Raw genomic sequence first — 24,408 nt, forward strand, 5'->3', positions numbered from 1 at the left:
TTATATTGACCCTGATTGTGTGTGTCAGTACTCGGTGGTTTTTGCTAATGATTTAAAAACCTGACTGTTCTCCGGGCTGGTGGTGCTTCGCCAGTGGATAACGCCAGGAGTGGTGGCCAGCTCAAACGGCTCGTCGGCGTGCGCGCGATTCAGAATTCGAGCTGCGCGCCAGGCCATCAGGCTGAGCTGGGGTTCGGCAATGCCGAGACGGTGCATCCCGGCATTCACGGCGAACAGGCGGTTGCTCTGCGGACCGTCCCATTCGAGGGTGAAATCGTTGTTGATGCAGAAGGCTTCGTCCGTATCCAGATGCAGGCGGTGAGACAGCGGCGCCAGGAACGCAGGCTGCACGGCGCGATAGCCGGTGGCAAAGATCGTCACGTCGCTCTCCAGCTGCTCGCGGCCGCCGTCAAGGTGATGCTGTATGCTCAGGCGCTGGCCGTTTTCCAGGCGCGTCAGGGCTGTCACCGAGCGGGACGGCATCAGGTGCGCCCAGGGTTTTTCACGCAGCACTTCGAAGCGGTGGTACATGGCGCGGTAAATCGCCAGCAGTGACTCGGTGGTGATACCGTCGGAGGTCATCTTCTGCTCGTGCAGCATCTGCCGACGCGCCTCTTCACCGAGCGTGGAGAAGCTGTCCACGTACTCCGGCGTGAAATACTCGTTAGCAAAGGCGGCTTCATCCAGCGCGTTGTAGTTGTTACGCCGCGAGACCCAGTTCAGGCTCAGCGGCTGGCCCCATTCGCCACGGAAAATATTCAGGAACAGGTCGGCGCCGCTCTGGCCGCCGCCGACGACGGTGACGCGCTTGCCCGCAAGATCCGGCGTGCGCAGCATCATCTCGCTGGCGTGGAAGCAGGTATCGTCCTGCACGGTAACGCAGTCAGGCAGGTTGATCTGTTTGCCAATCCCCACGCAGACGTGGCGCGCCAGGAAGCGGTCGCGCTGGGTCGCCACCTCAAACAGGCCGCTTTTCTCATCAAAGCTCACCTGCTGCACCTGCTGGCTAAAGGACAGGTTAGTGAGGTTTTCCGCCGCCCAGCACAGATAGTCCGCAAACTCCTCGCGGGAAACGGTGCGCTGCTCGGTGGTCAGGAAGCGGTAGAACTTTTTGCGCTGCACCAGGTAGTTCAGGAAGCTGTGGCGGTTGGTCGGCTCCACGGCGCTGACCAGATCCTTCAGGAAGCTGGTCTGCATGTGGCAGTCCGGCACCATCATGCCGGGGTGCCAGGAGAAGTGCGGTTTACGCTCAAGAAACAGCGAGCTAAAGCCGTCCAGCCCTTCCGCCAGCGCGGCGATGCTGAGGTTAAACGGGCCAATACCAATGCCGATGAAATCATAGGTTTTCATTGCGCTGACTCCCGGGAGGCGAGAAAAAGAGGGTTATCAAGGTCGGTGACGTAGTTCGGCAGCATGCGGCTGCCGCCGTCGTGTTCGGAGAAGGTCAGTTTGACCGGGTTGAGGATCACGCGAATAATTTGCGGCTTAAACAGGTCGAACTTCGCGAAGCGATCGGCAAGCTCGGGGTGCGCGGCCATATAGCGGTGCAGCACTCCGGCGAGGATCTGATAGAAACGCGTTTCACTGATGCCGCTTTGCAGGGTGAGGCGTGAGATAAAACGCAGCACCGTCACAAAGTTACCGGTTTGCAGGTCGTGAATAATGTAATCCGCGCTCAGGCGTGCCGTGACGCCCTTCACCTGCTCCGGCAGGCTCTGGGCCTGCGGGAAATCTTCATCCACCAGGCGCATATCGCCCTGGAAATCTTTCAGCAGAATGCGCTGCGGAATAGAGTCCTTCATCACCAGCGTCACGTTCTGGCCGTGGGCGATCAGCGCCACGCCGTAGCGGCAGAGCAGGTGATAGAACGGGATCACCGATGCCTCAAACAGCTTTTCCAGCCACGCGTCGGCGCTGAGCCCGGAACGGTTGATCCACGCGTCGATCAGCGCACACCCGTCGTTATCGGTTTCCATCAGCGCCGCCATCAGAACCGCCTGTTCGCCGTCCTGCAGATAGCAGGACGGGTTCTCGCGCCAGATCACTCCCAGCATCTCCTGGTAGCGGTAGGGCGCTTTCGGCAGCGCCGCATAGCCCGGATGCGACAGGTATCCGGCTGCGGGTTCGCCAAGCACCTGCGCGCCAGAGCGGACAAGCGTGGCGTCGCTGGCGAACTGCTGCTGTAGCCAGCGCGAGGCCAGCGGTCCGGCGGCAATGTACTTGCCCGGAATACCGCGATAGCAGGATGTGTTGTAGATGGTCAGCGGGAGCTTGATGTCAAACGGCGCGCGACGGCTGGCGTTGGTGAGCGTGCGCAGAGACTGCTGCGCCAGGTACTCATCGCCAAACTCGCCCAGCTCAACCATCTCACCGCGCGCCAGCTGCGCCAGGAAATGAATGGCGATCTTCTGCTGCCACTGCCACGGGTGCAGCGGCACGGGCAGCCAGCTGTCGTCGAGACCCAGCGCCTGCCAGAGGGCGTCAAAGCGGGCGCGCTCGGCCTTGTCCATGGCGCTAGCCAGCAGGGTGCTGATATCGCAATCGCCGTCGCTGCTCCAGACCAGATGCTCCCGCTGAACGGCAACCCAGTGCAGACGAAAACGTCCGCGATACTCAGGCGCGTACTGACGCAGCGCGTCCAGGCCCCAGCCGCGGCGACCTTTGTTGAAAATAAACTTCGGGTGACCGCGCATCAGACACTGTAATTCGTCCGGGTCGAGGTGGATCAGCGCGTCCGCGTCCAGCGCTTCACGCGCCTGCAGCAGCTGCATGTCGCCGCGCAGCGTGGCGTAGAGATCTTCCATGTGCTCTGCCGTTTGCGCGTCGCTCATCTCCAGCACCGCAGCCAGCTGCAGCAGCGCGCTTTCCGCTTCGATGGCATCGCCGCTGGCGGTGGTCAGGCTGTCCGGGTCGATATGCAACCAGCCCCAGATCCCGCGCGTGGCGCAAAACTGCCAGGACTCGTTGCCCATGGTGATGCGCCAGGCGTCAGACGCAAGCGGCTCGGCGTGCAGGGTGCGTTCATACTCCAGCTCGGCGAGGATCTTCGCCACCATCTCGCGGTTCACTTTTTCCCAGAGCGCGTTCACAGGCCCACCTCGCTGAAGAAGCGGTGACGCTGGCTCATAATGAGGCGCGAGCGTTTATGCGGGAAGTCGAACTCTTTCACCGTGTCGAAACCGGCAGAGTCCAGATGGCGGAACAGGCGCTGGTTATCGAAGCGCGGCTCGGCGACAATCCGCGTGGTGCGCGGTTCATCAAGATACAGGTAGTGGCTCAGACCGCGCAGCCAGCTGCGGATATACTGCGCGCCGCGCCAGTTTTCTTCGCCCACCAGCATGTGCAGCCCGCGGTCAAACGGCTGCCAGCGGTAGTGGCGGCCAATACGGTCTTCCGCCGCCCAGTAGAGTTCAAAATAGCCGAACGGCTGGTCGTCGAAGCAGCCGATAACCGGGTAGCAGTAGGTCGAGTCGAGCTGACGGCGCAGGTAGTTTTCCTGCTCGGCCTGCGGGCCCGCCATCTCCCAGAAGGCGTTCACGCGCGGGTTGTTCATCCAGCGGGTAAAACGTTCGCCGTCCAGCGCCACGTCGGCCACGCGGAAGCTGAGGGTGCGCTTAATTTGCGGATCGTAACGGCGATACACTTCGCCCTGCGGGCGGTGAGGGCGCAGCGGGAAATACAGCTGACGGCTCTCGTCAAACTGCATTCCGCCGCTCGCCTGATGCCGTTCGCCTTTCAGCCACAGCGGCAACTGCCAGAAGGCATTGCGCGCCAGATAATCACCGTGGGCCAGGCCAAACAGTGCCTGCGCCTGGGGTTCATCCTGCCAGTCCGCCCAGGGTAACGTAATGCCGGTCAGCGCGGGGGCGGCCACAAACAGCTGATCCAGGGCTTCCACCAGCCAGCCGTCCGGGATCCCCTTCAGACGCTCCAGCACCGCGCTGCCGTCGAGACCCAACGCCAGCGGCAGGGCGCGATCCGTTGCGGTGCAGCGAAAGCCGTAGCCGGAATGGACAATATTCGCGATAGCCATCACGCCTTCTCCTTGTAGAACGGGTTGCTAAAGTCGAAATAGATCACCGCCGGATCGGCGATGGTGTTTTCATTGCGATCGTGCAGGTAGCAGAAGAAGTTGCCTTTGCAGTTCCAGATCGGGCTGTCGAGCACGTAGTCGAGGCAGCGGGTCTGCGCTACCGTCTTGCGCAGTTCGGCCAGCGCGTCGCGCACCCGGGACATCAGGCTCTCCTCGCTGTCAAAGCCGGCGGCAGCAAGGGCGGCGGTAACGGCAAGGGTAGAATTCAGCAGCAGGTAATAAGGGAAGTAGCGCAGCAGCTGGCTCTCACCGAAGCGGTTTTCCACCTCAGTTTCACCCGCCTCTTTCAGCCACGCATCGGCCCCTTCGGTCCACGCGCTGCCCTGGCAGTCGCGGTAGATCAGCCCGACCGGGAAATCCTGCTGCATCTCAACGAGGATATTTTGCTGGTGCGCCAGCAGGACCAGACCGTAGTCCGCCTCGGCGCTGAACAGCGGAAGCAATACGCGGTTGCAGTAGGCGTCCAGCCAGCAGCGGGCGGCCTGGGCGAGCGGTAAATCAAGACGCTGACTCAGACGGCGCACTGCCGCGGCGAGCAGGCTGTCACCGCCGTCCGGCGCGGCCTGCGTCAGGCTCACCAGCACGTTGGTCTGGGTGTCTGGCGTATCGAACAGCAGATTAACGCGCAGGGCCATCAGGCTCTCTTCCTGAACGACGCCGCTGTCATCGCGCAGTCCCGCCCAGCCGTCTTCCTGCATCACGCGCATGGTCGGGTAGCGCGCCTGCAAATCTTGCCAGCGTTCCGTTTTCGCAAGGCGCGCCAGGCGCATGCCGCGCTTAACTTCCTTCACCGACAGCGTGCGCACGGAGTTCGTCAGGCGCACGCTGAGGGAGAACTTAATCATGTCGCTGTTGGTCTCGCTGTACAGCGAGCGGGAGGAGCTGGTGGGCAGCCACTGTGCGCCCGCTTCACCCAGATCCTGCAGTGAACCGTCTTCCGCCAGACGCTGGCACCACTCCTGCTCCAGCAGATAGTCGGCCTGCCACGGATGCATCGGCAGCAGCCAGCGGGTGTCCGTGAAGTGGCCGAGCAGCTCGGGCGCGCTCTGGGCCGCGAAGCGCAGCAGACGCTCACGCAGGGAGACGTTCAGGCTGTCGCCGGCAACGAGCGTGCTCTCAACGGCAAACCAGCGCAGCGGGAAGCGGGAGGCGAAATCGGGCAGATAGCGACGCGCCTCGGTTTCGTTGAACGGCTCGTGCGACTTCGGTGCCGGGTGAAACGCATGGCCGACCAGCAGCGCCTGTTCCGCTTCGGCAAACGTCAGCGGCTTATCGCGCAGGGTTGCCCAGCCGTGGCGCAGATCTATCGCCTGCCAGGTGTGCACATGGCTTTCGAGAACGCGCTGCTTAAAACGCGCCAGCGTATTGGCATCCAGCGAGCCTTTTACGGACGGTTTTTCAAGAATTAAATCAACCAGTTGACCGAATGTGACGGCGTCACCGTTATCACTATTGCTCTGAATAAGCGTTGCCGGGAAACGGTACTGATGATGCTGGGTGGGAGAGAAATAGCGTACCGGCACCCGAAGCGCCCGGGTTTGGGAAAGCGGGATATGGATCTCAGATAGCGCATCCGCATCGGTAGCGGGGAGATAGCGCCAGTCCTTCGTTTCGCGCAACAGGGCGTTTAAAAAACACTGGGCTGCAACGTCTGTACCGGCGGCGCGGAGCAGAGCACGCATAGATGTACCTCATTCCATGATTGATAATGATTCTCGTTATGATATTCATTCTGTTTACAGCCGCAACCATTTTTGCAATATTTGTTTTCATAAACTTCATAATTTCCACACATTTATTGACACTATGTTCACATTCTCATGCGCACTGACTCTGAAATATTGACCGAAAACGTCACCTCAAAAGCTAACTGGCCCCTGGCGCTATCTGCGGGTTTACTGGGCATCGGTCAAAACGGCCTGCTGGTGATGCTCCCGCAGCTGGTCACCCAGACCGGGCTGTCGCTCTCGGTCTGGGCCGGACTGTTGATGTTTGGATCCATGCTCTTTTTACCGGCATCGCCCTGGTGGGGACGCCAGAGCGAGCGGCGGGGGTGTAAGGCCGTCATGGTGGCCTCACTGAGCGGCTATCTGGCCAGTTTTGCCGTGATGGCGCTGGTGGTCTGGGCGATGGCGGCCGGAAGGCTGGATACGGTCTGGGGGCTGGCGGGGCTTATATTCTCGCGCCTGCTCTACGGACTAACGGTCTCGGGGCTGGTGCCTGCGGCCCAGACGTGGGCGATTCAGCGTGCAGGGCTGGAGAAAAGAATGGCGGCGCTGGCGACGATAAGCTCCGGCCTCAGCTGCGGGCGTTTGCTCGGCCCACCGCTGGCGGCGCTGATGCTCAGCGTTAATCCGGTGGCGCCGCTCTGGCTGATGGCGGTTGCGCCGCTTATCGCTCTGCTGCTGGTGCTTCGCGAAGTCGCGGACCCGCCGCTGCCGCCGGTAGCCCACCAGGCAACCCGCCTGCAGGCCTCCATGCTGCCGTTCCTGCTGCTGGCGCTGCTGCTGGCGGCGCTGGTGAGCCTGATGCAGATTGGCCTGTCACCGCATCTTAGCCCGTTGCTGGACGGTAACGCCCGGGAGATCAGCCATCATGTCGCGCTCCTGCTGAGCCTGGCCGCGCTGGCCACGCTCGCGGCACAGTTTCTGGTGGTCCGCCCGCAGCATTTCAGCCCGGTGACGTTGCTCTGTATCGCGGCGGTGCTGATGGTGGCCGGGCTTGGGCTGATGTCTGTCTCCGGTTTAGCGTTGTTCTACGTAGGGATTGTTATCACGTCACTCGGGGCGGCGATGGCCACGCCGGGCTACCAGCTGCTGCTGAACGACAGGCTGACCACCGGGAAAGGGGCGGGCGTCATCGCCACAAGCCACACGTTAGGTTACGGCGTCAGCGCGCTGCTGGTGCCTGTGGTGACGCGTTTTTACGGGGAGCAGTCTTTAACGGTGGCCGCATGGGGAATGGCGGTGTTGTTTTTAGCCCTGAGCATAGGGGTACGGTCAACCGAGCGTACCCCTGCTGAAAAAGCTTAATGAACCTGGCGGGAGGAATGCCCGCCAGACGCCTCATTCTGCCGCAGGCGCTGGAGCGGATCCTGCTGATAAAACTGGCAGAAACGTTGCCACAGGGCCGGGAAACGGGGTGCGAAAAGCTCTGGTGCGCTGAAGAAATACTCGGAGAGCACCGCGAAGCACTCAGCGGGGTCGGTTGCCGCATAGGCGTCAATGCTGGCCGCGCTCTCGCCCACAAGGTCTATTTCATCCTGAATGTTATCCATCGCCGCGTGGAGGTCGTGCTCCCATCCCGCGACCTCGCGAAGCGGGATCAGCGGAACGCCGCTGGCGCGATCGCCGTTGCGGGTATCCAGCTTGTGCGCCACCTCATGGATAATCAGATTAAAACCGGAGGCGTCGAACGAGTCCTGAATATCGAGCCAGTTGAGGATTATCGGCCCTTGCTGCCAGCTTTGTCCGGACTGCACCACGCGCTGGTTATGCACCAGCCCGATGTCGTCCTGCCATTCGTCATCCACCACGAACGGCGCGGGATAGATAAGCACTTCGTGGAAACCGTCCAGCCACTCAATGCCGAGTGCAAGCACCGGCAGACAGAACAGCAGGGCGATGCGGGCGTTTTTCAGAGGATCGAGTTCAAACCCCTGCAGTGGCACCAGGCGTTTTTGCTGCAAAAAACGATCCGCCAGTTGAACCAGTTTCGATTGTTCATCCGGGGTTAGATTAGCCAGAACAGGGATCGTCAGCGCGTCATCCCATGGCAGCGCCACATCCCGGCCAGCCTCATTCGTTTTCCAGGGCCACTTTATCATCGCTTTGCTCGCAAACTCGTCATTTGAACAAAAATGGGAAAGTCAGGTTCGGTTAAGATGCCAGAAAATCGCTCACTGCGACAAATCCAGCCTGAATAAACTATCATTTCGTACGTAGCGGTGGGTAGCGGTTTGCGGGCATCACCTTCATTTTGTGAAGTCTGTCGTGGCCTTTATCCGCAGGTGGGGTGAATTAATCAGTGCGGTATTGAAAAGATGAGCGATTTCAAAGGTAACAAGCAGGACCTGCCCAGTCGACTGTGTGTGCACTGCCAGCGGCCCATGACGTGGCGCAAGAAATGGGCGAAATGCTGGAATGAGGTTAAATACTGTTCTGAGCGTTGCCGCAGGAGCCACCGTTGACCGAGCTGCGTCTGATCCTGGGCGATCAGCTTAATCCGCATCACAGCTGGTTTGATACCTCCAGTCCGAACATCATTTACGTGATGCTGGAACTCCGGGCCGAAACCGCCTACGTGCTTCATCACGCCCAGAAAGTTATCGCTATCTTCGCCGCCATGCGCGCGTTTGCCTCTGCATTAAAGGAGAAGGGGCATCGGGTGAGGTATGTCCGACTTTCTGACAGCTCAAACCGCGGCGCGCTGGAAGACAATCTCAACGCGCTTGTCGCGCATTACGGCGCTGGCAGAGTGACATGGCAGGAGCCCGACGAATGGCGTCTTGATACGCAGCTGCAGGCGTGGGCGAAAACGGTCTCCGTTGAAACGGCCTGCGTCAGCAGCGAGCATTTTTTCACCACTCGGGAACAGGTCAGCGCGTTCTTTGCGTCACGCAAAAGCTGGCGAATGGAGTACTTTTACCGGGAAATGCGTCGTCAGCACGGCGTACTGCTGACCTCAGCAGGCGAGCCGGAAGGGGGGAAATGGAATTTCGATGCTGAAAACCGCAAGCGCTGGTCCGGCGAGCCTCCCGCGCCGGTGGACGCTCGTCCCTGCCACGATCGTTCCGCCTTATGGGCTGAGATCCAACGCTGCGGCGTAAAGACCTTCGGCGAACCGCAGGCCGACAATTTTCGCTGGCCGCTCAACCGTGCTGAAGCCAAAGCCAGGCTGGATGATTTTATCACGCACGTGCTCCCGCAGTTTGGAAACTGGCAGGACGCGATGCACGCGAAGGAACCTTTTCTTTTCCACTCGTTAATTTCATTTGCGCTGAACGCTAAAATGCTGAATCCGCGGGAAGTGGTCGCGGCCGCCCAGCAGGCGTGGCGTTCGGGCCACGCGCCGCTGCCTGCCGTAGAAGGGTTTATCCGACAAATTCTCGGCTGGCGGGAGTATGTGCGCGGGATCTACTGGTCGCAGATGCCGGGCTATCGGGAGCTTAATGCCTTAGATCAGCATGCCCCGCTGCCGGACTGGTTCTGGACGGGCAAGACGCAGATGCGCTGCCTGGCGCATGCCGTTGGGCAGTCGCTCACCGAGGCTTACGCCCACCATATCCAGCGCCTGATGGTCATTGGCAACTTTAGCCTGCTCAGCGGCCTGTCGCCGCAGGCGGTCCATGAATGGTATCTGGGAGTCTATATTGATGCCTTTGAGTGGGTGGAGCTGCCCAACACCCTCGGCATGAGCCAGTTTGGCGATGGCGGGTTACTGGCGAGTAAACCCTACATCTCGAGCGCGTCATATATTCATAAGATGAGTAATTACTGTCAGGGGTGCCGGTATCAACACAACCAGCGTACCGGAGAGCAGGCGTGCCCCTTCAATGCCCTTTACTGGGACTTCTTTGCGCGCAATAAGGCGCGTCTCGGTAACAATCCCCGCCTGGGCATTGTCTTTAAACAGCTAGCGGACATGACGGAAGAGGATCGGCAGGCCATTGCAGACCGCGCCGGGTACGTCCGCCTGCATCTCAACGACCTCTGATCGGTATTTCAACGCCTGGGCGGTTGCGGCAGGTCAATAAGACGCTATTATTTTTGACTTTGTTGCGTATTCCCTGACAGGACATCCAGACGCTATGCCCGTGAATTTTGACCTTAACGATCTTTATGCTTTCAGAGCGTTAGTGGAATACGGTAACTTCCGTGTCGCCGCTGAATCTATCTGTTTATCCCAGTCGGCGCTGAGCCGCAGGATTGAAAAGCTGGAAGCCGCGCTGGGAAACAGGCTGTTCGATCGCACCACCCGCCGCGTGGCGCTGACGCTCTACGGACAAAACTTTGCCGAGCGCTCCGCACAGCTGCTCGACAGCGTTGAGTCAATGCTCGCGGATGTCGATAAGGCCAGCGAAGAGCGGACGGGGCTGATCACGGTTGCCACGGTACCTTCCGCGGCCTGTTACTTTATGCCTGACGTGATCCGGCGTTTTCAGTCTCGCTATCCGCGTGTTCGCATTAAGCTCATCGACAGCAGCGCGGGCAATGTCATTGACGCCGTGGCCCGCAGCCAGGCGGATTTTGGTATCTGCTTTGCAGGAAACCTGCCGTCTGAAATCGAATTTTTCCCGCTGGTGGAGGATGTCTACGTCGCGGCGTGCAGAAAGGATCATCCTCTGGCGCAGAAGAGTCACCTGACGTGGAAGACGTTTTACCAGCAGGATTATATCTCCCTCGATAAAACGTCAGGCAACCGCAATCTGCTCGATCGGATGCTGGGGGATATCGTTCCCGAGCGCCCCAGCGTCTGTGAAACACGCCACGTCACCACGATGCTCGGTATGGTAGAGGCGGGGATCGGCATCGCTGCCGTCCCCGCCATGTCGATGCCGACTTCAGAGCACACGCTGCTGACGCATCTGCCGCTGGTGGCGCCGGAAGTGAAACGCACCGTGGGGCTTATCCGGCGCCGGGGGCGCATCCAGTCTTACATTGCGGCTGAACTGGAAAAGCAGATCACCGAGCAGTATCGCCGGACGTAACGGGGATCATCCCCGTCTCCGTGATGACGGCCCTTGAGGGCGGTGAGGCAAGATAGGTCAACAGCGCTTTCCCCTCCGCAGGATGTTCTGCATGGCGGGTAACCGCGCCCGCGAAGCGCGTGATGTATTGCAGACTATCAGGGATTTTGCCGATAAAGGTGACGCCCTGAACCGGCAGCAGCTCGCTGACCTGCTGGAAGCCCACGGCGTATTTTCCTTTCGCCACTTCTGAGGCGACCGGAATACGCTCGACCTTTGTCGCTTTACCCGCCACCTCTTTTTCTATTCCCAACTTTTTGAATAATGCCTGGCTGACGTACCTGCCGCTGGCGCTGTCAGAGTAGGCGATGGAGCTGGCCTGCAGCAGCGTTTCACGCAGTTTCGCGTCGCTGCTGATATCCGGTACTTTCGCTCCCTTTTTTACCACCATGCCAACGGGAGAATCCGCGAGTTCCGTTCGCGAACCCGGCTGGGTCTGGCCGGCTTTTTCGAGCTTCTCCAGCGCATCGCCCACCATAATCACCACGTCGGCCTTCTCGCCGCGCGCCAGTCGGTTTGGGATCGCCTGCGGCGTATTGCCCATTGAGGGGCCGGGGATGATCACGATTTTATCCCCGGTCCGGTGTTCATATTCCGGGGCCAGCTTTTCAAGGGCGGCTTTAAAACCGCCTGAGATCATGACCTTCACGTCCTGGGCAAAGGCATTGACGCTCAGGAACGTCAGCGCCAGCGCGCTGGCGGTATAGCGATAAGTGCGTTTCATACTGCCCCCTCTGACTTGACGGTGTTTTGCAGCGATACCGCGCGGCGGCGGTAGAGGTAGAGCGTTGCCAGCAGGGCACATACCGCAGCGAAGCTCATCCAGTAGCCCGGCGAGGCTTTGTCACCGGTGTATTCAATCAGCGCGGTGGACATGACCGGGGTAAAGCCGCCAAAGACCGCCGTTGCCAGGCTGTAAGCCAGCGAGAAGCCCGCCACGCGCACTTCAGCCGGCATAATTTCCGTCAGAGCCGGGATCATTGCGCCGTTATAGAGGCCGTAGAGGAAGGAGAGCCACAGCAGCACGCTCAGCATCATCGAGAAGCTGGGCGCGCTCGCCAGCAGCGTCAGGGCCGGGTAGCTGGTCGCCAGCGCCAGCAGGGTCATGGCAATCAGCACCGGCTTGCGCCCGAAACGGTCCGACAGGGCACCGCCCACCGGCAGCCAGATGAAGTTAGAGATCGCCACCAGCAGCGTGACCAGCAGGCTGTCCGAGGCGCTCAGCATCAGCACCTTTTTGCCAAAGGTGGGTGCGTAGACGGTGATCAGATAGAACGCGGTGGTGGTCATCGCCACCATCAGCATGCCCGCGACCACCACCTGCCAGTTGCCAAGCAGCGTTTTAAAGACCTGACGCATCTCCAGATGATGGCGGCGCGCGCTGAACTCTTCCGTCTCTTCCAGCTTGCGGCGCAGGAAAAAGATAAACGGCACGATTAAACAGCCGAACAGGAACGGGATGCGCCAGCCCCATTCGCGAATAGCGCTCTCCTCCATCAGGGCATTCAGGGCAAAGCCCATCGCCGCGGCGACCATAATGGCGACCTGCTGGCTACCGGACTGCCAACTGGTGTAAAACCCTTTGCGGCCCGGCGTGGCGATTTCGGCCAGATAGACTGAGACGCCTCCAAGCTCGGCACCGGCGGAAAAGCCCTGCAGCAGACGCCCCGTCAGCACCAGCAGCGGCGCCCACAGGCCGATGCTTTGATAAGACGGAATAAGCACAATCAGGAACGTCCCCGCCGCCATGATGGACAGCGTGACAATCAATCCCTTTCTGCGCCCCACCTTATCGATATAGGCGCCAAGCACGATCGCGCCGATTGGACGCATCAGAAAGCCCGCGCCGAAGACGGCGAAGGTCATCATCAGCGACGCAAATTCACTGCTCGCCGGGAAGAACGTGTGGGCGATGTAGGTGGCATAGAAGCCGAACAGAAAGAAATCGAACTGCTCAAGAAAGTTGCCGGACGTCACGCGAAGTATCGCGCCCGCCTTCGAACGTACGGTTGCAGGTGAGGTTGAGGAAAACATGGTTATCTCCAGTTTATTGTTGACGTTTTACGCGTCTGTTTCTGAAAACTGGATCAGGAAGGGAAAATTAATAAGCGCAAATTGTACATAAGCTGATGCGTGACATGCATCAATGTTAAGTGGTGCAACTGGATAGTTTTTATTTACAATAACTTAACATCTGTTTAATTAACCGGTTACTGCAGGAGGGCTGCATTTTACTCTTACGGTTATGTGACATTGCGCATAGGGCCCCGGGCGGCTTGAACAGACGAGACCTGCACCGCATGGATTTTTTTCTCCGGCCAGTAAAACCCCTGAGCAAGATCGGCACCCGCCAGCGATGCCGTTCTGACGTCATTCTGACTCTCAACTCCTTCTGCAAGGACCACCGTTCCGAAACGCCGTGCTTCAGCAATCAGTTGTGCTAAACCCGCGCAATCGTTGCGATATTGCTGGAAAGCAGCGCAGTCGAGTTTCACCCCATCAAACACCAGCCCGCTATCGGCAAGCGTACTGTCATAGTCGCTGAGATAATCATCGAGCCAGACCTCCATACCGGCATGCTGAAGCCGCCGGAGATTCTCATCCAGTAATGCGAGCCTGGAGGCGTCAAGACGGGCGATTGCCATTGGGTCCTGAAGTTCAATGACCCCCGGTAAAGGGTCTTGCAGAAGCGCCGCGGCTCCCTCTTCGCTGGCGAGAATGGTCGTGGTGAGGTTAACAAAGAGCTTTACAGGGATTCTTTGTCTTGCAAGGGTGTTGAGCTGCCACTTTCTCAACTGCAGAAGCTGGGCGGAAGAGCACTGTTCAAACCACTCTGCAATATTGACCTCAGCGGGAGGCTCAGACAGTACCTCATATCCATGAAGTTGGCCGGTAGTGAGTGTCATTATGGGTTGCAGTCGAATTGTAAAACGTTTCATGACGAGGCTGGTGTGTGATTTTATTGGTGGTTAATTCTATATCTCGCTCTCCATTTAATGGGATTAAACTTTGCAATCGGCGTAAAAATAGTTTTTTGTGCTGGTTTTGGGGCTTTTATCGGCTCGCTTAATGTTTTTCTGCGAGTGTTTATACCCTGTTCATCATATGTAGTTTTTTGGTTAAGATGGTCAGTCTGCTAATTAATGTAATTAAAAAAGTCAGAATGAATTGTAAATATTTAACCGGCCATGTAAGCACAGGTGCGCTGTTTTTAATCGCCTTAACCACACGAGCTTAAAACGCTAAAAGATAGAGTAATGTTGGTGGGTATACAGGCGAGGGAGGAAGGCAAAACGGAATGATATGGGTGTACCAGACTGATTTTTCAACAGCTTTTTTGAGGCGGGGGAGCACTGAGTTATCTGAAATGTATTTTTGTTGTGAATTTTAAGCTTAAATCTCATTAAAACTTGATTTAGATCAATTCTGTTCTGTGTTTTCAGTTTTTTCTCATCTTGAATGTTACTTATGTTACATTTCAAAGCAACCATTATTTCATTTAACTTGTTGTTTATTAATGTTTTTATATGTGCCGACAGGCGGTATTGAGTATGTATTGAGCATTTCAGATGAGTCCCTTTCTTAATTTAATAATCCTGATTATTCCTGATTAGTCAAAGAGAGTTGGGTAAGTTGGTTCAAATTTATTATTAATTTTCAAGATTAAAATATTAAATTTTTGTCTTTTTAAGTAAATGATGCGATTTTTTGCCTGTGATACAGTGCAAAATTCTGACTATGTGGCCTGCATTGTGTAATGTATCCTGGACTTCGCAAAAAAAATAAACTTCACAAGATGAAAATATTAAAAATGATCTGCGTCACGTACCAAAACAAGGTAACGCAACCAGGTGCCATTTCGCGTATGCCCACGCCCGGAGGAAAACTTACTTAACAAGAGTATATGTATATGAAATTTATAATGAATAAGCAGATAATTTTTGACTCAGATATGTGTACGTTGGGCCTCGAAGATTCTCAGGATGAGTCGATTCAAATTTCGAATCCTACAAAGCGACTTTTATTGTTGCTGATCGCCCATAAGGGAGAGGCAATAAAAAGGGAGGTTATATTTAAGAAAGTCTGGGACGACTATGGCATGGTTTCCAGCAACAATAATCTTAATCAGTGCGTAAGCAAGTTACGCAAGATTATGAAGAACCTTGGCATGGATGAGGAGGTGATTGTTACCGTTCCAAAAATAGGCTTTATGCTGCATCAGCAGGTTGATGTCGAAAAATGCTCAGAGTCGGTTGACGTCATCGAGGATGTCCCTTCTGAAACCGAAACCGCTTATATTGCCGACGGGCGTTTACTAAAAGGCAAAATTGCCGAACGCAGCACGGGCGAAGTATCATGCTGGTGCACTATGAAAACAGGAATATTAAATCAGCTGGTGCTTTTTTTCTCTGTTATGGCGCTGGGCGGGGCTGCAGGATTCTGGTTTGCCAGTAAGCCCGTGGAACGTAATGAGATTTACATAGGAAATGCTGGCTCCTGTAAGGTCATGATGTCTGAACAGGCGCTGAACAGTATAACCAATCCTGACGTAAAGAAAGGCGTGATGGATTTTGCGATAAAGCTAAATCCCGTCTGTAAGAGTAATGAGTATGTCCTGATCATCAAAAGCAGTTCGTTTAAAACGTATTCTTCCAATCTCTCGCGTCTCTACTTCATGCGCTGCGGCATAATGAGTGACGGCAAAGCAGAGATATGCTGGGGGTTATTGCCACCACGCTGAGTGCATTATCCTTTTATTTTCCCGGTATTCACCGGGAATTTCTCCTTCCTTCTGGATTACCGGTTTATTTCACCCAGACAGTCAACAGCCTTGTCTCACTCATCATCTTGCGAAAAGCATAATTCCTTTTCGTCTCCCTCACAGGCGCATAAGTAATCACTGCAATTATGATGTGGTCGATATAAAAAGCTTAATCCAATATTAAATATCCTTAAATTCCAGGATTATAATCTTAAGATTTGCGATTTAATAGTTAATTGTTTTTGCAGTAAGAATTTTCGTATAGATTTGTTTCTGCAACTTACCGGGCAGGGTTTACGCGTTCGCCTTTATTTGGCGTTCAATTTTATATGACCGGTTTGTCTGTAAAAAAAGGAAGTTTTCATTATCGGTTTAATTGATAAAACAGGAATAAGCGTTATGAACAAGAAAAATATTATTGCGTTAGTACTGGGATCATCTTTGGTCTCTGGTGGGGCTTTTGCTGCGTCTGACAACACCATCACGTTCCAGGGGGAAGTCACGGATGAAACCTGTTCAGTTGCCGTAAACGGTAACAGTGCCTCTCCGGTGGTGTTATTGCCAACGGTCAGCGCCTCTGATCTTGCCGCCAGCGGTGATACTGCGGGACCGGTCACGTTTGATATCGGGATCAGCGGTTGTACGGGTAACGCCAGTGGGGAAACGAAAATCTCAACGGTGTTTGTCGGCAACCAGGTAACGTCTAACGGTAATCTCGGCAATACCGGTACTGCGAAGAACGTTGAAGTCCAGATCCTGGATACCGCAAACGCCGTCGTGAACCTGAGCAATGGTTTCACCGGTAATGGCGACCTCAAGCTGGCAGCGAACCAGACGGAGGCCTCCGCGACCTATACCGCGCAGTATTATGCCAACGCAGCGGCGACGGCGGGTACGGTAGAGGCCACGTTGCAATACGCCGTTTCCTATCAGTAACAGGCCGCACTGGAACTAACGTGTGCACGTTTTGCAGGATGCAAACGTGCATATTCCACTCAGCTCATTGCAGTCAGGGTCTCGCCACACCAGGTTCATTCGGCCCGGGAGTTGTTAATAATGATAAGCGCATATCTTAAGCGTATCGCTCAGTACCTGCTTTATTTGCCATGTGTCCTGATGCTGACAAACACCGTATCCGCAAGCGTCACAATACTGGGTAGCCGGATTATTTATCCTGCCGGGGCCTTATCCGTCGACGTGCAGCTCAAGAACAATGACGACATTCCTTACGTGATTCAAACCTGGTTTGACGAAGGTGATATTAACGCGACGCCAGCTCAGGGCTCGAAAATCCCCTTTCTGACGACCCCACCCGTGTTTCGAATTCAGGCGAAAGCGGGACAAGTTATCCGCGTGACCCACACAGGCGCGCGCGATTTACCGCAGGATCGGGAATCCCTGTACTGGTTTAATGCGCTCCAGGTTCCACCCTCAAATCTCGAGAGTGAAAAAGGGCAGAACAAAATGCTGGTCATGCTGCGTACCCGGGTAAAAGTTATTTACCGGCCTGCTGGCATTGGCTCCCCAAAAAATCAGCTGAATGGGCTCCGGGTCAACGCCACTTTCGATGCGCAAAAGGGGTATGGAATTTCGATAGAGAACCCTCAGCCGTGGTATGCGTCATTGACCCTCATTGAGGCTGAGGTGGGGGGGAAAAAGCATACCCTCACAGCTGATACGGTAGCGCCTTTCGATCGTCAGACGTTTTGGTTTAACAACTGGAAAACCAAAACCGCGGGAAACGGTACGGTGAGGGTTTGGCTTGTCAACGATCAGGGAGCACGGATCAATGGGCAATATCCTGTCTCGTACCCCTGAGTTTCGACGCAATCTGCTGGCGCTGTGTATCTCATTGAACTGCACGGGTCTGGTGGAGGCGAAAGAATATGTTTTTGACTCTTCACTGCTGCAGGGCTCGTCCTGGGGCATGGATCTGGAGCAGTTCAACCGACATCAGGTCGCACCCGGACGCTATCTGGTTGATGTATATGTCAACAATACGCTGGTGAAAAGCGAAGAAAAGGTCATTTTTCGCGCTAAAACAGACGGCCAGGATCCTGAACCCTGTCTGGGCAAATCGCTCATGCAGGCCGCAAAACTGAAAGCAGCAAACCACAGTAATGAGACAGCGTGTCGCCTTTTGAGTGAGTGGGCGGAACATGCTACCTGGCAGTTTGACCAGGCTTCATTGCGCCTTCAACTGGCTATCCCGATGACGGCGCTCCAGCATATGCCTCGCGGTTATATTCCGGTCAGTGAATGGGACGCGGGTATGGCGGCGATTTTTTTGCGGCATAACACCCGCTACACGTGGACGGAAAATACGGATACGCACTATCGCTATCACTATTTGTGGAGCGGTATCAATGCCGGAACCAACCTTGGACTGTGGCAGGTTCGACACCAGGGAAACCTGCGCTATGCGGACAGCAGCATAAGCGGAAGCGATTCGAGTTATAACGTCGTTCGAACCTGGGTACAACGTCCCATCGAACCGATCGATAGTGTGCTGGCGCTGGGGGATAACTATACCGATGGCAGCCTCTTTGGCAGCCTCTCGTTCAATGGGATGAAACTGGCAACCGATGAACGCATGTGGCCACAGGGGAAGAGGGGCTACGCTCCGGAAGTGAGGGGCGTGGCATCCAGCAGCGCGCACGTAGTGATTAAGCAGCTAAATAATGTCATTTATGAAACCAACGTTCCACCGGGACCATTCGTCATCAATGACTTATATAACACCCGCAGCCAGGGGGATCTTGAGGTTGAGGTCATTGAGGCTAGCGGGAAAACATCCCGTTTTACCGTGCCTTATTCCGCTGTGCCTGATTCCGTGCGCCCGGGCAACTGGCAATATGGTCTCTCATTCGGACGCGTTCGTCAGTACTACAGTATCGAAAACACCTTCATGGAAGGTGTGTTACAGCGAGGGCTGAGTAATGAAGTCACCAGCAACCTTGGCCTGCGTGTGTCTAAGGATTACACGGCTTTTCTGGTAGGAGGCGTACTGGCGACAGATATCGGCGCCATTGGTCTGAATGCCACCTGGTCTGATGCCCTGGTTGAAAATGATGAGCGGCAACAGGGCTGGCGTGCAGAAATCAGTTACAGCAAGACGTTCACGGCAGGCACTAACCTTGTGCTTGCCGCATACCGCTATTCGACGAGCGGTTATCGCGATCTGGAGGATGTGCTGGGCGTTCGTCACCAGCAGAAAAACGGTACGGAGTACTATTCGGACACCCTGCATCAGCGCAATAGACTGACGGCGACGGTCAGCCAGCCGATGGGAAGCTGGGGGGTACTTAATCTGAGTGCCAGCACGGCGGATTACTATAGCAATCAGTCGCGTATGACCCAGCTGCAGCTGGGCTACAGCAATCAGTGGCGACGAATTAGCTACGGGGTGAACGTTGCCAGACAACGGACGAGCTGGGACTACGGACGCTTTTATACCAGCACCCGCGAGCCGGTTGATGACAGTTCAAAAGAGAAATACACCGAAAATACTGTCTCTTTCAACGTGTCGATCCCTCTCGACTGGGGCAACAACCTGGCATCGGCGGCATACAACTACAACCAGTCGCGGGCCAGCCGATCCTCGACCGTATCGTTAACCGGCACGGCAGGGGACGGTCGAGACAGATCGTACTCCGTATACGGCGGATATGAACGTTATCGGAATGGGAGCGGTGATAACGCCACGACGTTTGGCGGAAACGTTCAGGAAAATACCCGCGTGGGGTCCGTGCAAGCCAGCTATGACCAGGGGGATAACTACCGGCAGGCAGGGCTCGGCGCATCCGGAACACTGGTGCTACATCCTGGAGGATTAACGCTCGGGCCGTATACCAGTGACACGTTCGCACTGGTACACGCCGATGGCGCCCAGGGGGCGCGTGTACAGAACGGGCAGGGGGCAATTATTGACGCGTTCGGCTACGCCATTCTACCGTCGCTTTCCCCTTACCGTAGCAACACCGTCAGCCTGGACTCGCGCAATATGATGGCGGATGCCGAACTGAAAGGTGGAAATCAGCGCGTCGTGCCCTATGCGGGGGCCGTGGTCCGGGTGGACTTTGCCACGCTGAAAGGCAAAGCCGTTCTCATCACCCTCAACAACGGGGATGGGGAACTACCGCCAATGGGGGCGGAGGTGCGGGATGCCGAGGGAACATTGATTGGCATGGTGGGTCAGGGCGGCCAAATTTATGCCCGAGTCCCGGAGGCCTCCGGCGTATTGCGCGTGAAATGGGGCAAAGAGCGCGACCAGAACTGCCGTGTGCCGTATCAAATTACCGGGCGAAACGCAGAGCCGTTGGTTTACCTGAGCCAGATATGTGAAAAGGAGAATTAAAATGCAGGACTGGTTAAAACATTTTCTGGTACTGGGGCTGTTTTTGCTAATAAGCCAGCCCGCGTGGGCAAACTGCATCAGGGTCACCAGCACGTCATCACTTTCCAGCATGGCCATCGCGGCAGGGTATACCGCCGCTGACTGGACGGGTGCCTGTGATACCTGCCATGGCAATATTGGGCTGCCGGCGGTAATCAACATTAACAGCGGCACTAACTTTCAGCCGTCGGGGACGTTGCTTGCCAGCGCGGTGGGCAATTTTTTAACGGCAGCGACCAATAAAACCTATACCAGTAAGCAAATTCTATTTCGCTGTTCCATGTCTGACGCCGGCAGTTTATATGAAATGTATGCCACCAACGGTGACAACGCCTATACCGGCATGTATGCCTCCGCTGAAATTGAGGGTGCGTATTATGATGTCGCAAAAAACGTCGCGGTAAGAATGACCAATCTCAGCACCGGGGAATATTACAGCCGCTACTGGAAGCAAAGACAAATCACCTCGGCAGACTGGTATCAGGATGGAACCTATATTTACATTCCAGCCAGCGCATTCAGCAATGTGCTGTATGAAATGTATAAGATTTCATCCACTACCTATTATCTTAACGCCAGCAATTACTATAAAGATGCCTATACCCAACCGCGAGGTTATATTGCCTTTAAAGGTCCTGGGCTGGCATCAAATTCCATCGTGGTGGGCCAGGATAGCGCGGCTTATTATTATGGCTGGTATGCAAACTGGCCCGGTGCATGGAGTACCTACAATGCCGTGAGCTATGTCCGTGGCGCACTGTGTCAGGTTAAAGACTATCCCGCCGTTGTGCTTTTACCCACCAGCAGCTCCGCGGTGTTGCAGGCCGGTGGTAACAGTCAGGCACCATTCTCGGTCAGCCTTGAGTGTGAGTCAGGTGCGGTTTCCGGTACCGCCGCGTCCACGGCCAGCAAGGCAAACGTAGCCATGGGATTTTTGGTCAACCAGCCCGTAGCTGTCAGAGCTGCGCAGGCGCTGGGGCTGGTAACCAGCGGTGGAGGGCTAACCTGGTTACTGGATTCGCATTACGGCAACAGCGGCGTGGCTTCTGGCGTAGGTATAAAAATCCTTAACCGGAGCGGGAAGGCAATCAATTTGTTACCCGACAGAAGCACAACCGGCACGGGAAACTCGCGCGGCTGGTACGCGTATCAGGATCTTACCAACCTGACGTCGACGGGGGAGGTAAACACCTATACCGGTGACTTTACCGCATCATTAGAGGCCCTCAGTGGGCAGACTGTGACGCCGGGTACGGTTAATGCGCAATTACAAGTCGTTGTTAATTTCCAGTAGGCTTGCTCTGGCAGGCTTGCTGATGATGAGCCTCATTGGTGAGGCATTCGGCGTGGTTAATGTCGATCGGACTCGCGTGATTTTCAGCGCAGGCGAAATGGCCCAGTCGCTGAATCTCTCTAACGATGGTGAAACGCCAGCCATGATTCAGGTCTGGACAGACATGGGCGACCCGCTGGTGCCGCCGGATAAGGTCAGCACGCCGATTGTGGCTACACCTCCGGTTTTCAAAATGTTGCCGAAGGAAATTCGTTCGTTGCGTTTGCTACTTACGGCACGTCAGGGGCTGCCGAACGATCGGGAAAGCGTCTTCTGGCTGAATATTTTTCAGTTCCAGCCTGAGAGCGACCTGACCCGGCAGAAAAAGCAAAAGTTAATTCTGCCGTTACGCTTAAGGATGAAAGTCTTTATTCGTCCTGCCGGCATTGGCGACCCTGATGCGCTTCAGTATCAGACACTCCAGTTCAGGGCCCAGGATACCCGGTTAATCATTACTAACCCGACGCCCTGGAATATCAGCCTCAACGTTGAGATACCCGGGCAAAGGTCGCTGACCAATATTATGGTTTCGCCACGGACGGAACAGGCAGTGTCGCCTGATAAGCCCCTATTGCCGGGAATAAATTTAACCTATCGTGTGATTACTGATGACGGTAATTATCGTGACTATCAGACCGTAGTTCGAAAATAGTTTGCGGCGTTAGCATATATGGAAAAACTAAATATCGTTGTGGTAACAAACAACCGCTATTTTTCTCAAGGGATAATGTCCCTTTTAACCCAGGACGAGCAAGAGAGCTGCACTGTCTGGACGCCCGCGCAGGTGGGCGTAAATATCAATAAACATAAAGACGCTGATGCGGGAAGATGCTGGATTGTTGATGTCGATAACTATTTCAACAATACGCTCTTGTTTTTAGATCTTTTAACCGCGCTGGTGGATCTAAAGACCACCTTAAACCGGCGTCTGCGGGTCTTGCTTTGCTATAACAAATACATTTGCATGCCTTCGCGGGACTGTTATGCGTCTTTTTCAGTGGTTAATGCGGCTCGCGGTATAAAGAGCGTCGAGCATAAGTTCAGGTCCCTCTCCGGGCACGATCGGAAAGATGGAGAGGTAACGAAATCAGGGAATAAAACGGCGCTAACTCGCCAGGAATATCTCGTGTTAAATGCCTTATCTCAGGGGCTAAACGTCAGTCAGGTGGCCGAAAGATATCACATCACACCAAAACGGGTCAGCCACCATAAATGTAACGGGCTGGCTAAAATGAAGAAAAAGCGTTTGTATGGCGTGTATGGAGAATAAGAAAACTATTCTCCATACAGGGCAGCGACAAGCGCGAGTTGATTAACGATACGCTGTCGCTGCTGGCAGCATTATGGGAAATCTCAGCGCTGTGAACAGCCTTTACACTGCTGGTTCTGGATCTGCTGGAAGAAATCGTTGCCTTTGTCATCCACCAGGATAAACGCCGGGAAGTTCTCGACTTCAATTTTCCAGATGGCCTCCATTCCCAGCTCAGGATACGCGACGCACTCCAGGCTCTTAATGCTGTTTTGCGCCAGCACCGCCGCCGGGCCGCCGATGCTGCCCAGGTAGAAGCCGCCGTGCTTATGGCAGGCGTCCGTCACCTGCTGGCTGCGGTTGCCTTTCGCCAGCATGATCATGCTCGCGCCGTGGGACTGCAGTAAGTCCACATACGAGTCCATACGTCCCGCCGTGGTCGGGCCGAGTGAGCCAGACGCGTAGCCTTCCGGCGTTTTGGCCGGGCCAGCGTAGTAGATCGGATGATCTTTGACGTACTGCGGCAGTTCCTCACCGTTATCCAGCAACTCTTTCAGCTTCGCGTGGGCGATGTCGCGCGCCACGATGATGGTACCGTTCAGCGACAGGCGGGTAGAGACCGGGTGAGCGGAGAGCTGCGCCAGGATCTCATTCATCGGCTTGTCCAGATTGATGCTCACCACGTCGCCTTCACCCTGCTGGCGCAGTGATTCAGGAATGTACTGGCCCGGGTTGTGCTCCAGTTTTTCAATCCAGATCCCATCGCGGTTGATTTTCGCTTTGATGTTGCGGTCCGCGGAGCAGGAGACGCCCATGCCGATCGGACAGGAGGCGCCGTGGCGCGGCAGGCGGATCACGCGGATATCGTGGGCGAAGTATTTACCGCCAAACTGCGCGCCGAGGCCGAGGTTCTGGGCTTCCTGGAGCAGCTCTTGTTCGAGCTGAACATCGCGGAATGCCTGGCCGTGTTCGTTACCTTCGGTTGGCAGCGCGTCGTAGTAGCGCGTGGAGGCCAGCTTCACGGTTTTCAGCGTGCTTTCCGCTGACGTACCGCCAATCACAAACGCGATATGGTAAGGCGGGCAGGCCGCAGTTCCCAGAGTGCGCATCTTCTCAACCAGATAGTTTTTCAGCTTTGCCGGGGTGATCAGCGCTTTGGTTTCTTGGTACAGATAGGTTTTGTTGGCAGAACCGCCGCCTTTTGCCATGCACAGGAATTTGTATTCGTCCCCGTCCACGCTGTAGAGATCAATCTGCGCGGGCAGGTTGGTGCCGGTATTGACCTCTTTATACATGTCCAGCGCCGCATTCTGCGAGTAGCGCAGGTTATCTTCAATGTAGGTGTTATACACGCCCTGGCTCAGGGCCGCTTCGTCACCGCCGCCGGTCCAGACGCGCTGCCCTTTTTTACCCATGATGATAGCGGTGCCGGTATCCTGGCAGGTCGGCAGCACGCCCTTGGCCGCGATTTCGGAGTTGCGTAGGAACTGCAGGGCAACGTACTTGTCGTTCTGGCTGGCTTCCGGGTCGTTGAGGATGGCGGCAACCTGCTTCTGGTGGGAAGGACGCAGCATAAATGCGGCGTCGTGGAAGGCCTGCTGCGCCAGCAGGGTCAGCGCTTCCGGCTCCACTTTCAGGATCTCCTGGCCTTCGAACTCGGCAACGGAGACGTGCTCTTTGGTCAGCAGGTAGTATTCGGTGTCGTCATGCGAAAGAGGGAAGGGGTTCTGGTAGATAAAGGGTTTGTTTGACATAGCGTATTGCTCCACATCCCCGTCATACTTCAAGCTGCATGTGCGTTGGCTGCGTTCGTTCACCCCAGTCACT

General features: G+C 55.7%; 20 protein-coding genes. 11 read left to right on the forward strand and 9 right to left on the reverse strand.

What is annotated here, in order from left to right:
- Window positions 1-24: 24 nt before the first annotated feature.
- The 4 genes from AC0TNG_RS07240 to AC0TNG_RS07255 are packed head-to-tail and all read right to left on the reverse strand — an operon-like array spanning window position 25 to window position 5,775.
- A complete protein-coding gene (locus AC0TNG_RS07240; RefSeq protein WP_061714828.1) occupies window positions 25-1,350 on the reverse strand; it encodes a lysine N(6)-hydroxylase/L-ornithine N(5)-oxygenase family protein in 1,326 nt (441 codons plus the stop codon).
- Window positions 1,347-3,089, reverse strand: a complete 1,743-nt coding sequence (gene iucC / locus AC0TNG_RS07245) for an aerobactin synthase IucC (RefSeq protein WP_473713370.1) — start codon at window positions 3,087-3,089, stop codon at window positions 1,347-1,349. Before iucC ends, AC0TNG_RS07240 begins: the two co-directional genes overlap by 4 nt.
- Window positions 3,086-4,033 (reverse strand): GNAT family N-acetyltransferase, encoded by a 948-nt coding sequence (locus tag AC0TNG_RS07250; RefSeq protein ID WP_267217002.1) that lies wholly within the window; start codon window positions 4,031-4,033, stop codon window positions 3,086-3,088. The genes iucC and AC0TNG_RS07250 overlap by 4 nt, the downstream gene beginning before the upstream one ends.
- Window positions 4,033-5,775 carry an IucA/IucC family protein gene (locus tag AC0TNG_RS07255; RefSeq protein ID WP_024908049.1) on the reverse strand — a complete coding sequence of 581 codons (1,743 nt, stop codon included), beginning with the start codon at window positions 5,773-5,775 and terminating at the stop codon, window positions 4,033-4,035. The genes AC0TNG_RS07250 and AC0TNG_RS07255 overlap by 1 nt, the downstream gene beginning before the upstream one ends.
- 138 nt (window positions 5,776-5,913) lie before the next feature.
- Between AC0TNG_RS07255 and AC0TNG_RS07260 the strand changes: the two genes are divergently transcribed.
- Window positions 5,914-7,125: an MFS transporter gene (locus AC0TNG_RS07260; RefSeq protein ID WP_473713371.1), complete on the forward strand. Its 1,212-nt coding sequence runs from the start codon at window positions 5,914-5,916 to the stop codon at window positions 7,123-7,125.
- Here the strand turns inward: AC0TNG_RS07260 and mtfA are convergent.
- Window positions 7,122-7,919, reverse strand: coding sequence for a DgsA anti-repressor MtfA (gene mtfA, locus AC0TNG_RS07265; protein WP_126533618.1), 798 nt, complete (start codon window positions 7,917-7,919; stop codon window positions 7,122-7,124). The two genes, AC0TNG_RS07260 and mtfA, sit on opposite strands and share 4 nt — an antisense overlap.
- Before the next feature lie 216 nt (window positions 7,920-8,135).
- On the opposite strand from mtfA, the gene AC0TNG_RS07270 reads away from it, so the two are divergent.
- From AC0TNG_RS07270 to psrA, 3 genes are all read left to right on the forward strand, one after another.
- The gene (locus AC0TNG_RS07270; protein ID WP_071530926.1) at window positions 8,136-8,282 is read left to right on the forward strand and encodes a DUF2256 domain-containing protein; all 147 of its coding nucleotides are present in this window, start codon (window positions 8,136-8,138) and stop codon (window positions 8,280-8,282) included.
- The gene (locus tag AC0TNG_RS07275) at window positions 8,279-9,808 is read left to right on the forward strand and encodes a cryptochrome/photolyase family protein (RefSeq protein ID WP_473713372.1); all 1,530 of its coding nucleotides are present in this window, start codon (window positions 8,279-8,281) and stop codon (window positions 9,806-9,808) included. Before AC0TNG_RS07270 ends, AC0TNG_RS07275 begins: the two co-directional genes overlap by 4 nt.
- A gap of 94 nt (window positions 9,809-9,902) precedes the next feature.
- Window positions 9,903-10,802 carry an L-proline-binding transcription factor PsrA gene (psrA, locus tag AC0TNG_RS07280; RefSeq protein ID WP_248165105.1) on the forward strand — a complete coding sequence of 300 codons (900 nt, stop codon included), beginning with the start codon at window positions 9,903-9,905 and terminating at the stop codon, window positions 10,800-10,802.
- Here the strand turns inward: psrA and AC0TNG_RS07285 are convergent.
- The 3 genes from AC0TNG_RS07285 to AC0TNG_RS07295 form a co-directional block, all read right to left on the reverse strand.
- Complete coding sequence (locus AC0TNG_RS07285) at window positions 10,777-11,565, reverse strand: substrate-binding domain-containing protein (RefSeq protein ID WP_473713373.1); 789 nt, start codon at window positions 11,563-11,565, stop codon at window positions 10,777-10,779. The genes psrA and AC0TNG_RS07285 overlap by 26 nt on opposite strands.
- Window positions 11,562-12,875: an MFS transporter gene (gene tcuC / locus AC0TNG_RS07290; protein ID WP_048990635.1), complete on the reverse strand. Its 1,314-nt coding sequence runs from the start codon at window positions 12,873-12,875 to the stop codon at window positions 11,562-11,564. The genes AC0TNG_RS07285 and tcuC overlap by 4 nt, the downstream gene beginning before the upstream one ends.
- A 209-nt stretch (window positions 12,876-13,084) precedes the next feature.
- Window positions 13,085-13,780 (reverse strand): EAL domain-containing protein, encoded by a 696-nt coding sequence (locus AC0TNG_RS07295; RefSeq protein ID WP_148769011.1) that lies wholly within the window; start codon window positions 13,778-13,780, stop codon window positions 13,085-13,087.
- Between the two features lie 983 nt (window positions 13,781-14,763).
- On the opposite strand from AC0TNG_RS07295, the gene AC0TNG_RS07300 reads away from it, so the two are divergent.
- The 7 genes from AC0TNG_RS07300 to AC0TNG_RS07330 all read left to right on the forward strand — a co-directional run bounded on the left by AC0TNG_RS07300 (window position 14,764) and on the right by AC0TNG_RS07330 (window position 22,602).
- Window positions 14,764-15,582: a winged helix-turn-helix domain-containing protein gene (locus AC0TNG_RS07300; protein WP_194266128.1), complete on the forward strand. Its 819-nt coding sequence runs from the start codon at window positions 14,764-14,766 to the stop codon at window positions 15,580-15,582.
- A gap of 420 nt (window positions 15,583-16,002) precedes the next feature.
- Window positions 16,003-16,539 carry a fimbrial protein gene (locus AC0TNG_RS07305; RefSeq protein WP_024909755.1) on the forward strand — a complete coding sequence of 179 codons (537 nt, stop codon included), beginning with the start codon at window positions 16,003-16,005 and terminating at the stop codon, window positions 16,537-16,539.
- A gap of 180 nt (window positions 16,540-16,719) precedes the next feature.
- Window positions 16,720-17,421, forward strand: coding sequence for a fimbria/pilus periplasmic chaperone (locus AC0TNG_RS07310; RefSeq protein WP_228117507.1), 702 nt, complete (start codon window positions 16,720-16,722; stop codon window positions 17,419-17,421).
- Window positions 17,405-19,960, forward strand: coding sequence for a fimbrial outer membrane usher protein (locus tag AC0TNG_RS07315; protein WP_473713408.1), 2,556 nt, complete (start codon window positions 17,405-17,407; stop codon window positions 19,958-19,960). The genes AC0TNG_RS07310 and AC0TNG_RS07315 overlap by 17 nt, the downstream gene beginning before the upstream one ends.
- A 1-nt stretch (window position 19,961) precedes the next feature.
- Window positions 19,962-21,293, forward strand: coding sequence for a fimbrial usher protein StbD (gene stbD, locus AC0TNG_RS07320; protein WP_148769008.1), 1,332 nt, complete (start codon window positions 19,962-19,964; stop codon window positions 21,291-21,293).
- Between the two features lie 22 nt (window positions 21,294-21,315).
- Complete coding sequence (locus tag AC0TNG_RS07325; protein WP_473713374.1) at window positions 21,316-21,984, forward strand: fimbria/pilus periplasmic chaperone; 669 nt, start codon at window positions 21,316-21,318, stop codon at window positions 21,982-21,984.
- An 18-nt stretch (window positions 21,985-22,002) separates the two neighbouring features.
- Window positions 22,003-22,602, forward strand: coding sequence for a LuxR C-terminal-related transcriptional regulator (locus AC0TNG_RS07330; protein ID WP_080690935.1), 600 nt, complete (start codon window positions 22,003-22,005; stop codon window positions 22,600-22,602).
- An 83-nt stretch (window positions 22,603-22,685) separates the two neighbouring features.
- Here AC0TNG_RS07330 and fumA read toward each other — a convergent pair whose 3' ends face one another.
- The gene (gene fumA / locus AC0TNG_RS07335; RefSeq protein WP_048990634.1) at window positions 22,686-24,335 is read right to left on the reverse strand and encodes a class I fumarate hydratase FumA; all 1,650 of its coding nucleotides are present in this window, start codon (window positions 24,333-24,335) and stop codon (window positions 22,686-22,688) included.
- Window positions 24,336-24,408 lie beyond the last annotated feature (73 nt).

The sequence above is a fragment of the Enterobacter sp. PL_is514 genome, assembly GCF_055816715.1.

Bases quoted from the DNA above. Each gene is read 5' to 3' on its own strand.
- psrA (WP_248165105.1), top strand. From the start codon at position 9,903: ATGCCCGTGAATTTTGACCTTAACGATCTTTATGCTTTCAGAGCGTTA.
- AC0TNG_RS07255 (WP_024908049.1), bottom strand. From the start codon at position 5,775: ATGCGTGCTCTGCTCCGCGCCGCCGGTACAGACGTTGCAGCCCAGTGT.
- tcuC (WP_048990635.1), bottom strand. From the start codon at position 12,875: ATGTTTTCCTCAACCTCACCTGCAACCGTACGTTCGAAGGCGGGCGCG.
- AC0TNG_RS07250 (WP_267217002.1), bottom strand. From the start codon at position 4,033: ATGGCTATCGCGAATATTGTCCATTCCGGCTACGGCTTTCGCTGCACC.
- AC0TNG_RS07285 (WP_473713373.1), bottom strand. From the start codon at position 11,565: ATGAAACGCACTTATCGCTATACCGCCAGCGCGCTGGCGCTGACGTTC.
- AC0TNG_RS07330 (WP_080690935.1), top strand. From the start codon at position 22,003: ATGGAAAAACTAAATATCGTTGTGGTAACAAACAACCGCTATTTTTCT.
- AC0TNG_RS07300 (WP_194266128.1), top strand. From the start codon at position 14,764: ATGAATAAGCAGATAATTTTTGACTCAGATATGTGTACGTTGGGCCTC.
- AC0TNG_RS07240 (WP_061714828.1), bottom strand. From the start codon at position 1,350: ATGAAAACCTATGATTTCATCGGCATTGGTATTGGCCCGTTTAACCTC.
- AC0TNG_RS07305 (WP_024909755.1), top strand. From the start codon at position 16,003: ATGAACAAGAAAAATATTATTGCGTTAGTACTGGGATCATCTTTGGTC.
- AC0TNG_RS07325 (WP_473713374.1), top strand. From the start codon at position 21,316: ATGATGAGCCTCATTGGTGAGGCATTCGGCGTGGTTAATGTCGATCGG.
- stbD (WP_148769008.1), top strand. From the start codon at position 19,962: ATGCAGGACTGGTTAAAACATTTTCTGGTACTGGGGCTGTTTTTGCTA.
- AC0TNG_RS07310 (WP_228117507.1), top strand. From the start codon at position 16,720: ATGCTGACAAACACCGTATCCGCAAGCGTCACAATACTGGGTAGCCGG.
- AC0TNG_RS07260 (WP_473713371.1), top strand. From the start codon at position 5,914: ATGCGCACTGACTCTGAAATATTGACCGAAAACGTCACCTCAAAAGCT.
- AC0TNG_RS07295 (WP_148769011.1), bottom strand. From the start codon at position 13,780: ATGAAACGTTTTACAATTCGACTGCAACCCATAATGACACTCACTACC.
- fumA (WP_048990634.1), bottom strand. From the start codon at position 24,335: ATGTCAAACAAACCCTTTATCTACCAGAACCCCTTCCCTCTTTCGCAT.
- AC0TNG_RS07270 (WP_071530926.1), top strand. From the start codon at position 8,136: ATGAGCGATTTCAAAGGTAACAAGCAGGACCTGCCCAGTCGACTGTGT.
- mtfA (WP_126533618.1), bottom strand. From the start codon at position 7,919: ATGATAAAGTGGCCCTGGAAAACGAATGAGGCTGGCCGGGATGTGGCG.